The 11006-nt window shown below is 58.8% G+C and carries 10 protein-coding genes and 1 pseudogene; 8 read left to right on the forward strand and 3 right to left on the reverse strand.

The features are described from left to right. The coding region (locus tag EOA85_RS15805) for an FAD-binding oxidoreductase (protein ID WP_245485793.1) at window positions 1–234 on the reverse strand (234 nt) is incomplete at its 3' end. Window positions 235–321: 87 nt separating this feature from the next. Continuing rightward, window positions 322–1179 (reverse strand): LysR family transcriptional regulator, encoded by an 858-nt coding sequence (locus EOA85_RS15810; protein WP_029353930.1) that lies wholly within the window; start codon window positions 1177–1179, stop codon window positions 322–324. Window positions 1180–1313: 134 nt separating this feature from the next. Between EOA85_RS15810 and EOA85_RS15815 the strand changes: the two genes are divergently transcribed. The 6 genes from EOA85_RS15815 to EOA85_RS15840 all read left to right on the forward strand — a co-directional run bounded on the left by EOA85_RS15815 (window position 1314) and on the right by EOA85_RS15840 (window position 8124). Further along, complete coding sequence (locus tag EOA85_RS15815; RefSeq protein WP_127210212.1) at window positions 1314–2396, forward strand: amidohydrolase family protein; 1083 nt, start codon at window positions 1314–1316, stop codon at window positions 2394–2396. A gap of 12 nt (window positions 2397–2408) precedes the next feature. Beyond that, window positions 2409–2762: a Rieske (2Fe-2S) protein gene (locus EOA85_RS15820; RefSeq protein ID WP_127210214.1), complete on the forward strand. Its 354-nt coding sequence runs from the start codon at window positions 2409–2411 to the stop codon at window positions 2760–2762. 112 nt (window positions 2763–2874) lie between these two features. Next, the gene (locus EOA85_RS15825) at window positions 2875–4482 is read left to right on the forward strand and encodes an ABC transporter substrate-binding protein (protein WP_127210216.1); all 1608 of its coding nucleotides are present in this window, start codon (window positions 2875–2877) and stop codon (window positions 4480–4482) included. Window positions 4483–4554: 72 nt separating this feature from the next. Next, window positions 4555–5601, forward strand: a complete 1047-nt coding sequence (locus EOA85_RS15830) for an ABC transporter permease (protein ID WP_127210218.1) — start codon at window positions 4555–4557, stop codon at window positions 5599–5601. Beyond that, window positions 5598–6482: an ABC transporter permease gene (locus EOA85_RS15835; RefSeq protein WP_029353914.1), complete on the forward strand. Its 885-nt coding sequence runs from the start codon at window positions 5598–5600 to the stop codon at window positions 6480–6482. Before EOA85_RS15830 ends, EOA85_RS15835 begins: the two co-directional genes overlap by 4 nt. Continuing rightward, complete coding sequence (locus tag EOA85_RS15840) at window positions 6472–8124, forward strand: ABC transporter ATP-binding protein (protein WP_127210220.1); 1653 nt, start codon at window positions 6472–6474, stop codon at window positions 8122–8124. Before EOA85_RS15835 ends, EOA85_RS15840 begins: the two co-directional genes overlap by 11 nt. Before the next feature lie 506 nt (window positions 8125–8630). Here the strand turns inward: EOA85_RS15840 and EOA85_RS15845 are convergent. Beyond that, a complete protein-coding gene (locus EOA85_RS15845) occupies window positions 8631–8879 on the reverse strand; it encodes an SOS response-associated peptidase family protein (protein ID WP_127210222.1) in 249 nt (82 codons plus the stop codon). Window positions 8880–9204: 325 nt separating this feature from the next. Here EOA85_RS15845 and EOA85_RS15850 point away from each other — a divergent pair, with 325 nt between their 5' ends. Both EOA85_RS15850 and EOA85_RS38125 read left to right on the forward strand, forming a co-directional pair. Beyond that, the gene (locus tag EOA85_RS15850; RefSeq protein WP_245485795.1) at window positions 9205–9867 is read left to right on the forward strand and encodes a Crp/Fnr family transcriptional regulator; all 663 of its coding nucleotides are present in this window, start codon (window positions 9205–9207) and stop codon (window positions 9865–9867) included. A gap of 678 nt (window positions 9868–10545) precedes the next feature. Continuing rightward, window positions 10546–11006: pseudogene (locus EOA85_RS38125) on the forward strand (DNA-binding response regulator); the annotation flags it as partial.

Genomic DNA, 11006 nt, shown 5'->3' on the forward strand with positions numbered 1-11006 from the left:
GTACGATCTTGTTACTCGGGTGCCGTCGATCGTCAGGTGCAGGACTAAATACTGGCCTGCACTGAAGCTGAACATGTGGCCAGAAGCGGCCGAAAACACGAATGTCCTGACATCGGACGTGTCATCGATGATGCGTCGGCAGCGCACGAATTGTCTTGCGCTCTCCGCCCATTGCCGTTGACGCATCGCCGGAGCGAAATCGGTGGTCGAAAAGGAAGCGTGCGCGTTCATCATTTGACTCTGCTTGACCTGGCCAGGATGGCAGCCGGGATGCTTTAAAAAAAGCGGCAGATATCCGCCTTTACAATCGGGTATTTCGATCTAACTTTCCATGGACATAACGGCCAGATGGAGCGCGCGAATCCCTCTGCGGATGATCGGCTCGTGCTTGCGGCGCGCCAAAATAGCGGTGTGAACGGGCTGCTGAAGCGCGGGCGCACCCTCGACCACAAAAGACGGCCGCTCGGCGGTATATCGCCGAGCGTCGTCACTGCGCATATAGCAAGTGCCACCCATGCGCCGCAGCATCGCTTCGGCGAGCGTTTCCGAGCCCATCGAAAGGCGGCCTATCGCCAATGCCGGTAGCGCCACGGCGTGGGCTTTTTCAAGCGCGACCGTGTAGCCTGGCCGGATATACGTATCCGGGTTGACCTCCGACAGGATCCTGGCAGACGTAGACACCATCACGTATTCTTCGACCATAAGAGGATCGTAGGAGATTTCAGGCAGGTATCGGGGCGCGTAGACCACAGCAATATCCAGGTTTCCCAAGCTCAAATCGGAAATCATCTGCGGCGAATAGTCGGATTCCACGTGAATTGACGATTTTGGCAGCACTTGGAACAACGTCTCCACCCAACCTGGCAATATCGAGCGCGTCATCCCGACCTGGGCAGCGACGCGCAAGGTGCCTTCGAACCGGTTAAATGCCCGCACGTCATGGCGGGCCTGTGACCATGTCGACAGCACGGCGCGCGCATAGGCTTCGAAACGCCGCCCCGCCGCGGTCGGTTCGGCGCCGGCTCGTCCTCGCAGGAAGAGCTCCGAACCGATGGCCTGCTCCAAGTTCCTGATGCGGGTGCTGACTGTTGACTGCGTTACGCCCAAACGATCCGCAGTGCGGTTGAAATTTCGCGACTCCATGATGTCGAGAAAGGTCTCGATGTGATCCAGCTGCATGTCACCTCGCAATCGAAAAATCCGATCGTATTACCCCAAATTACAAGCTTGATCAAATAATTCCCAAGGCCGAAGCTGCGGTTGAAGGAGCCGGCTAGGTTAGCCGGCCTGCTACGCCAGGGAGTTGGATAGGGGTGTTCATAGTCGATTGCGATTGTCACAATTACTGGTCGAGCGCGACGGTGCTCGAGCCCTACCTTTCCGGCGTCTGGAAAGACATGTTCATGGAAGGCGAGAAAACTGGTCCGAGAGGCGCCTTCCCGCACGGGCACCGTCCGTGGTTCCACCCGCAGGACTTCTCCCGCAAGGATGTCAGGCCAGAGACCGAAGCCGACAATTATCTCATCATGAAGGAAAAGCACCTCGACAAATGTAATGTCGGGGCCGCTATCCTCACCGGCGACGAGCCGATAGAGGCATCCACGCTGGCAAACCCCTATTACGCCAGTGCGCTGGTCAGCGCCTATAACGACTACCAAATCGCCGAGTGGCTTCCCAAAGACAGTCGCTTTATGGGTTCCATCATCATCGCGCCGCAGGATCCGAAGCTCGCAGCAGCCGAGATCCGCCGCCTCGGCAATCATCCCCGTATGGTCCAGGTTCTGGCCTCCCAAGGCTCGGTCAAACCCTACGGCGATCCGTTCTACCATCCCATTTTCGAGGCTTGCGCCGAAGCCGGGCTGCCATTCGCGATCCACCTGGGCGGCCATGGCGGCATCAACTGGAACGCGGTTGCGCCGGCTCCGACTACCTTTTTCTGGGAGACGCACGCTATTCTTCACATGTCGGCCTTGTCGCATGTGGCGAGCATGATCGCGCATGGCGTTTTCGAGAAATGGCCGGATTTGTATTTCGTGATCATCGAGTGCGGCGTGGCCTGGGTTCCGTCGGTATTGTGGCGCCTGGACGCAGACTACAAAGCGCTGCGCAAGGAAACGCCGTGGCTGAAGATGCTGCCCTCAGAGTATTGCCGGCGCAACATCCGCTTTTCCACGCAGCCGCTGGAGCAGCCCGCGAACATACAGCATCTCTGGTCCACTCTCGAAGCAATGGACGGGGAGAACACACTGATGTTTGCCTCCGACTACCCGCATTGGGATTATGACGATGCCAACACGCTGCACATCCCGCCCGCCTGGAAAAGCAAGATCATGGGAATGAATGCGCTCGAGGTCTATAAACGCATTCCCCGCACGCAAGCGGCGAATGCCGCGTGACGGGAGCAAACCATGGCTGAGAAGACATACATTTGCCGCGTCGACGAAATCGAGACCGGAACCCCCTACATCGTCAAGATCCGCAGCCTTTCAGTCGGGGTTTTCCGTATCGGAGATTCATTCCATGCCTTGCTGAACGTTTGTCCGCACCGCGGCGCTCCGCTTTGCGAGGGACCGCAATGCGGAACCACGGCACCGGTCGACCAAGCGCAATTCATCTACCACCGCGAGAACGAAATCGTGCGCTGCGCCTGGCACGGCTGGGAATTCGACATAAAGACCGGTGCCGCCCTAGTCGATCCGGGCGTGCGTGCCCGAACATTCCCTGTCACGGTGGAAGCTGGGGAAATCTATGTAACGGCGTAGGATTTGCGTCAAACCGCGGAAAATCGAAAGGAGGCAAATCGGCTGAATCCGCCAGATCTGCTCGGTAAATGCCAACAACAAGAATGCGGGAAATCCGCAATGGGAGGAAGCAGTGTCGGAATCTGAATATAAACTGCGCTTGGCGCAAGACCTGATCGGCCGCGGCAAGGTTTCGCGCCGTGATTTCATCCATCTAGGGCTGGCGGCAGGCCTGACGGTCGCCGCCGCCAATACGCTCTTCGTGAGCGTGGCGCGGGCCGCACCCAAGCAGGGCGGCTTCGCCAAGCTCGGCATGGCGCATGGCGCGACGACGGATTCGATCGATCCGGCCGGCTATCCCGATACCTTCACGCAAACCGCCTTTTCGGGTGCCATGTCCAACAGCCTGACCGAGGTCGACGCGAAAGGCAGCATCCAGCCGGATCTTGCCGAAAGCTTCGAGACCTCGGACGAGGCGACGACGTGGGTTTTCAAGCTGCGCAAAGGTGCGACCTTCCACAACGGCAAGGCCATCACCGCGGACGACGTGGTCGCCTCTATGCAATATCATATGGGAGCCGACACCAAATCGGCGGCGAAGTCGCTGCTCGAATCGGTGACCAACATCAAGGCAGACGGCCCGGAAACGATCGTTTTCACGCTAAACAGCGGGAATGCAGACTTTCCCTACATCATGAGCGACTATCACCTTGTCGTCATGCCTGCCAAGAACGGAAAAGCGGACTGGGAATCGGGCGTCCGGACCGGCGCCTTCGTGCTTGAGAACTTCCAGCCAGGCGTCTCGGCGAAGCTCAAGCGCAATCCCAATTACTTCAAGGCCGGCAAACCCTATTTGGACGAGGTGGAGTTTATCGCCATCACGGACCTCGCCGCGCGTATGGCCGCGCTGTCGACCGGCGAGGTTGATTATATCGGCCGCGCCGACCTGAAAACGCTCGGCATGCTGAAGCGCAAGCCAAATATCGATATCCTTGAGGTCACCGGCTACGGCCACTACACGCTGCCTATGAACGTGACGGTTGCCCCATTCGACAACCCCGATGTGCGCATGGCCCTGAAATGGGCGATCGACCGCGAGGAAATCGCGCAGAAGATCTTCCTTGGCCATGCAACCGTCGGGAATGACAACCCAATCGCACCGGCTATCAAGTTCGCCATCAATCCGGAGCCGCAGCACAAATTTGATCCTGAAAAGGCGCGCTTCCATCTGAAAAAAGCGGGAATGGAAAATCTCAAGGTCGACCTTTCCGTCGCCGACGCCGCTTTCGCCGGCGCCGTGGACGCAGCCGCCCTCATCCGCGAGACGGCGGCCCAATGCGGCATCGATGTCAATGTGGTGCGCGAGGCCGAGGACGCCTATTGGGACAATATCTGGCTCAAGAAACCGTGGTGCGCCTCCTATTGGAGCGGTCGCGCAACGGCCGACTGGATGTTCACGCAGGCCTACTCGGCCGATTCCAGCTGGAACGAGACGTTCTGGAAAAATCCCCGCTTCAACGAACTGCTGATTCAGGCACGCGCGGAGACCGACGAGGCCAAGCGCTCCGCGATGTATGCCGAAATGCAGCAGTTGACGCATGACGACGGCGGCGCCATCGTCCTGGTCTTCAACAATTTTGTCAGTGCCAAGTCCAAGAAACTGGCGCATGGCGAATTGGCGCCGAACTGGGAAAATGACGGACTGAAGATGGCCGAGCGCTGGTGGGAAGCCAACGCGTGACGTTCGCCAGGCGAACCGCCGACGGCGCGGGCGGTTCGCTCCTTTCAGGGGAAACGCTCGAAGGCACCGCCCATGAACCCGGTCGTTAGGACGGTTCTGCAGCGCCTGGGTCTCGGCCTGATCACGCTGTTCATCGTCTCCATCATCATCTTTTCGGCGATTGCCATGCTTCCGGGCGATTTCGCCAAGGCGATGCTCGGGCAATCGGCGACGCCGGAGACGGTCGCTGCGTTCCAGCGCGAGATCGGCATCGATCGTCCGCCGGTTGAGCGCTATTTCGCCTGGGTCGGACAGATCGTGCAGGGGGATTTCGGCTCTTCCTTCGCAAGCCGCACCGGCTACCGGCGCACGGTCGCCGAGATCATTGCGCCCCGGCTCTACAACACGATGTTCCTCGCCGTGATGACTGCCCTTATAGCGGTTCCACTCGCGCTGGGACTCGGCATTCTCGCCGCTCTCTACCGCAACAGCTGGTTCGACCGTGTGGTGAACACGGTGACGCTGACGACGATTTCATTCCCCGAATTCTTCGTCGCCTATATGCTGGCCTATCTCATCATCTCGCGCGACACGTTCATTGGAACCGAATTCGCACAGTCCCTGCCCGAGTGGCTCGCGGCTTCGATCAACTGGGTCCTGAACCTGGTTCCCAAATTTCCGACACTGGCGAACATCAGCGACCGAACGCCGTTATGGGAGCACGTCTGGCGCGCAGCGCTGCCGTCCATCACCCTCACGCTGGTGATTGTTGCCCATATGATGCGTATGACGCGCGCTGCGATTATCAACATGCTGGCAAGCCCCTATATCGACATGGCGCGGCTCAAGGGAATGTCGCCGATGGCAATCGTTCTCAGACACGCCCTGCCCAATGCCTGGGCGCCTATCGTCACGGTAATTGCCTTCAACCTCGCTTATCTCATCGTAGGCGTGGTCGTCGTCGAGGTGGTGTTCGTCTATCCCGGCATCGGCCAATTGATGGTCGATGCGGTGAAGTCCAGGGATGTTCCGGTCGTGCAAGCCTGCGCCTTGATTTTCGCGGCAACCTACATCCTGCTTAACCTGACCGCCGACATCATTTCCATCGCCACCAACCCGAGGCTTTTGCACCCGCGATGACCAGCACCGAACATGTCGTGGCGGTCCCGAGACAGAGGCGCACGCGCGCCTCCCGGGTAAAAACCGCACTCAAAAAGGCTCCATTCAGCGCCTGGTTCGGTGTCGTGGTCATCCTTGGTTATGTCTTCGTCGCGCTGTTAGCGCCCTGGATAGCGCCCTACGGAGAAACGCAGGTTTTCACCGAGGCTTTCGCGCCTTGGAGCCAGGAGTTCATCGTCGGGACTGACCAACTCGGTCGGGACGTGCTCACCCGGCTGATCTATGGCGCGCGCAATACAATCGGCATCGCCTTCGCGACTACGCTTCTGTCCTTCGCGGTGGGCGTCACGCTCGGATTGCTGGCCGCGATGTACCGGGGGTGGCTCGACCAGATTCTGTCGCGCGCGGTAGACGTGCTGATGTCGATCCCAAGCCTCATCTTCGCGCTGATGTTGCTGTCCATTTTCGGTTCCTCAGTCACCAACCTGATCCTCATCATCGCCCTGCTCGATTCGACCCGCGTATTCCGGCTGGCGCGTGCGGTCGGGCTGAATGTTGCCGTCATGGAATACGTCGAAGCCGCGCAACTGCGTGGCGAAGGGCCGAGATGGATTCTGACCAAGGAGATCCTGCCCAACGTGCTGCCGCCGCTGATCGCGGAATTCGGCCTGCGCTTCTGTTTCGTTTTCCTCACCATCGCCGCGCTCTCCTTTCTCGGCGTCGGCATCCAGCCGCCGACAGCCGACTGGGGTTCGATGGTGCGGGAAAACGCCACCCTCATCACCTATGGCGACATCACTCCGCTCTTGCCGGCAGGCGCGATCGCCCTTCTCACGGTCTCTGTGAATTTCGTTGTCGACTGGTTCCTGCACGCGACAAGCGGGTTGCGCGATGAAAAGTAAGGATTCTGGCCTACGCGAAAAGGGGACGAAACTCCTCAGCATTCGCGACCTTCACGTCGAAGGGTTTTCCGACGAGCGCTGGCACCCGATCGTTCGCGGTGTGAATCTCTCGCTAAGGCGCGGTGAAGTCCTCGGCCTCATAGGCGAGTCCGGCGCCGGAAAGTCCACTATTGGGCTTGCCGCGATGGGATATGCCAAGCCAGGTTGCCGAATTACGCAAGGGTCGATCCTGTTCGACGGGATCGACCTTCTCGCCATGAGCGAAACCGCGCGGCGGCGGCTCCGAGGCTCGCGCATCGCCTATGTCGCACAAAGCGCGGCCGCTTCCTTCAACCCGGCGCATCGGCTACTCGATCAGACGGTCGAAACAGTCGTGGCTCACGGGATCGCCAGTCGCGAGGCAGCGAATCGGGATGCCATCGAGCTTTACCGGCGTCTTCACCTGCCGGATCCGGACACCATCGGCTTCCGCTATCCTCACCAAGTCTCCGGAGGGCAGTTGCAGCGGGCGATGACGGCGATGGCGATGGCCTGCCGGCCCGACCTCATCATCTTCGACGAGCCGACGACGGCGCTTGACGTAACCACACAGGTCGAGGTCCTCGCCTCGATCCGCAAGATTGTCGAAGATTTCAACACTGCCGCGATTTACGTCACGCATGATCTGGCCGTCGTCGCGCAGATGGCGGACAGGATCATGGTTCTGCGCCATGGCCGTACTGTGGAGGAGGCCGAAACACGCCAGATGCTTGCGGCGCCGACTGAAGACTATACGAGGACGCTCTGGGCGGTGCGAAAGCTAGCCAAACCAGAAGTGCCGGCCGCGGACCATCTGCTCACGATCGACAACATCACCGCCGCCTACGCCGGGGCAGTCAAGGTTCTGCAGGATGTATCGATCAAGGTGCCGCGCGGACGGACGGTAGCGGTCGTCGGTGAATCTGGTTCCGGTAAATCGACGCTCGCCCGCGTCATAACCGGCCTGCTGCCGCCGGTCTCGGGCTCGATCTCATTTGCGGGACATCGTCTGCCAAAAACACTGAAGGAGAGGCCTAGAGACATTCTGCGCCGCATTCAGATGATCTACCAGATGCCTGACAACGCGCTCAATCCGCGTCAGACCGTCGAGGAAGTCATCTCCCGGCCGCTCGAGTTCTATCTCGGCCTCAAAGGGGCGGCGTGCGACCGCCGCGTTGGCGAACTCATGCACATGATCGAGATGGACGAAAGCTTCCTCGACCGTCTGCCGGGCGAACTTTCGGGCGGTCAGAAGCAGCGCATCTGCATTGCCCGGGCGCTAGCTGCTAATCCGGAGCTCATCATCTGTGACGAGGTGACCTCGGCCCTCGACCAGATCGTACAGGAAGAGATCCTGAAGCTCCTTATGCGGCTGCAACAAGAATTCGGAGTCAGCTACATTTTCATCACGCACGACATCGCAACGGTGCGGGCAATCGCCGACGAAATTGTCGTCATGCACCAAGGCAAAGTCGTCGAGCAGGGGCTCAAGACCGAAATCCTGACGCCGCCGCATGCTCCGTATACCGAACTGCTTCTCTCCTCGGTGCCGGAGGTGGATCCAGACTGGCTGACGAAGCTGCTGGAAACCCGGGAGCGCAAGCGGGTCGGCGCGGCGAACTGAATCCCAACGTATTGACCGCTTGAGACTCCGGCTCCAGTTCTCGCCTGAACGTCCGATATTGAGGGGTGGCGGGAATCACCGGTTATGCCGCAACCGCGACGTCCAGAATGGTTGCAACAATGTCTGCTTTCAGGCAGTAGCAACGGTCACCTCGACGGCCGATATTAGGCGGATAGTGTTGAAAAAGTCTTGGCTCGGGAGGGCATGCCCCTGAAGTAGAAAGACATTTCTCGCCGGGCGCACTGCTAGAATCAAGATTCAAAGGCAGTTCATTTGCGGAACGAAATTCTATCCGCGCGGCCCTACGGCCTCGGTCGCGGACTTCTTCAACACTATTAGGCGCATAGCAGTCGTTCACCAAAGTTGGCAAGAACGACTGCAACGGGTTGAAGGCAGATCTTGGTGGCGATCTACCTGAGTTTATTTCGCGAAGATGGTTCGCTCATCTAGGAAACGGCCCGTATTCCGAGGCCATGTCGATCGGCTGAATCAATTCCTCTCCGCCCTTATTCTTGCTCAAATTCACCTGCCGATCGACTCTGTTGAATTGCAGTTGGCCACCGAGATCGCGCCCTGAGCAGGTCCTTGGCCGCTGAGGCCGGCGTCGCCGGATCCAGCCAGGCGTCATAGGCGGCGGGATCGAGAATTATCGGCTGCCGATCGTGGAGGTTGGCCATCGAAGGCTGCCCTGTCCGTCGGGCAACCAGCACCAGAGATAGCCCCGCGCCGTCATATTCACCGTCACCGGCGATCAATCACCGGCATCGGTCCGCGCCACTGACGTTCACTCTGCGATCCGGGTGTTCTGCAACCGAATCGTCACGCCGCCAAGCGAGCAAAGAGCGAGTGTCCGACACAAGCCGCGAGACCCGCCTGATGCGTGCAACACCTTGATCTAAGCGCAATTTGCCTCATTCAAACAGACGAGGACAGTAGCCCGGCCTGATTCTACGTTAGGAGGTCGTCCTGTGAACTCGTCCTGGAGCAATTATTGCACGTTATGCGGAAACAGAAGCAAGCTCGTGAATCTTCATGCAGACACTGTTGGAGTTCATGCGGTCGCATCCCGTAGGGGGCACGTTGTCGAAGAACGGCTGGGGGAACAACGATTTTTTCGGTGCTACCGCAAAAATCTACAAACCCCATTCGGTTATTTCCCGCCAGGATGACCACAACGATGGGATATTTGTCGTAAAATCGGGTTGGGCCATCCTTTACCACGGACTGCCGGACGGAGAACGGCAGATCATCGACACCCCTCTCAGGGGAGACATTGTCGGGTTCCGTGGTGTGGACGGACCCCGTCTAGCGTCGCTGGCGTCCATAACCGAACTAGCAGTTTATGAAATTTCCAGTAAGGAACTGCTCAAGGCCATTTTGTCCCAAGGCCACCTCGGGAAGAAGATCGCCTGCTCCCTGGCCCGCTTGAACGCCATCCTTGCCGAACATCTTATGAATACCGGGCGGCGGAACGCGATGAGGCGCACTGCCCATTTCCTGCTCGAGTTGGAGGAGAGGCTCTCCATGGTTGGGCTGTCGGCCCATGGGAGATATGAGTGCCCTCTTACCCAATATGAACTGGCCGACATCCTCGGAATGACCGCCGTTCACGTCAACCGAACGTTAAGGGAACTCCGCAAGGCTGATCTCGTTTCTTTCAAGTCAGGCTATGTAGAGGTGATCAACCGCAGGAAGCTGGTCGAAACAGCCGGATTCGACAGCGAGTATCTCAGATATCTCTGAGCGGCAGCATATCGACCATCAGCAAATTCTCCGCTGAAGACACCGTCCGGCGTCGCCGGAACAGTTCCACAAGACATTTCCGGGGACACCTGGCGGGGCTTGGTATGTCTCAACGACGGCAGCCGCATCCGGCTCGAGGCGGTCGAAGGTTGGGCTCAGCGGAACTCAACCCATTCAAAATCGAGAGAAACGAGATCATCACGCTCGACGGCGACACGGCCAACCGCGCGAGGTCGGCGTGCTGCCTACGGCAGATCCATCGGGTGTGCTCAAACTAAAGCGTTGCGCCACGGATATCACTGCTGCGCCCTGACTATGCCAACAGCACCTTCAGGAATTCTGGTCTACCTCTGCAATCGCGGCAGGCACTAGCCGATCCACGTTCGGGTGTCGGCTGGGCTGAAGATGGCTAAGTGGGTCCCATGCCTGCGTCTTAAGGCAGAATGCAGCGCCTTGGGGCCAGCCTGGCGTCGGTTTCCTTGAAAATTACGAAAAAAGCAACCTATGTTAGAGACTACTTATAAATAAACCGTACACTCACCCGAGCTGGTCTCGCTGAGGAGTCGGAGAACTGAAAACGGCTCAAATGGGGTAATCGAGCCTCAAGCTTTCACAGGGCCTGGTTATCAAACCTGCAATGCTAGTGAATGAAGAAACTACATCGCAAGGTGGCTTGGTATGGGAAAGAGTGGGTATTCCACGGCACGGCTGCATAACTACACTTCGGCCAATCGGTCAGGGGTTCCGTCCAGCGGAAGCGTTCACGGACAGAGGGAATACCTCCTCATCCTGGACGGAAGGGCCCTAGACCGCGAGTGTCTCGCATCGGCTCTCGTGGACCACGAACTCGGCATGGGGGTCGCCGCCCTGAGTTCGATCGATGAATGGCGCGTAAAGAAGGGCTCGGCCCCTCCCCTGGCAGCCATACTCTTCAATCTTGGCGGACGGAAGGTCACCGATCATGGCATCGCAGACGAGATCAGGCACATTTCCTCCGAGTTCAAATCAATCCCTGTGGTCATCCTGGCCGACACCGAAGACCTTGTACAGATACTGACCGCTCTCGAATGCGGTGCACGCGGCTACATTCCGACCTCGGTCGGAATCGATGTCTGCGTCGAGGCTATAAACCTTGCGGC

It is taken from the genome of Mesorhizobium sp. M5C.F.Ca.IN.020.29.1.1 (genome assembly GCF_003997375.1).
Taxonomy (GTDB): Bacteria; Pseudomonadota; Alphaproteobacteria; order Rhizobiales; family Rhizobiaceae; genus Mesorhizobium; species Mesorhizobium wenxiniae.

What these genes read in the sequence shown, in the direction of transcription:
- EOA85_RS15835 (WP_029353914.1), top strand. Translation starts at nt 5,598, where the DNA reads ATGACCAGCACCGAACATGTCGTGGCGGTCCCGAGACAGAGGCGCACG.
- EOA85_RS15820 (WP_127210214.1), top strand. Translation starts at nt 2,409, where the DNA reads ATGGCTGAGAAGACATACATTTGCCGCGTCGACGAAATCGAGACCGGA.
- EOA85_RS15810 (WP_029353930.1), bottom strand. Translation starts at nt 1,179, where the DNA reads ATGCAGCTGGATCACATCGAGACCTTTCTCGACATCATGGAGTCGCGA.
- EOA85_RS15830 (WP_127210218.1), top strand. Translation starts at nt 4,555, where the DNA reads ATGAACCCGGTCGTTAGGACGGTTCTGCAGCGCCTGGGTCTCGGCCTG.
- EOA85_RS15840 (WP_127210220.1), top strand. Translation starts at nt 6,472, where the DNA reads ATGAAAAGTAAGGATTCTGGCCTACGCGAAAAGGGGACGAAACTCCTC.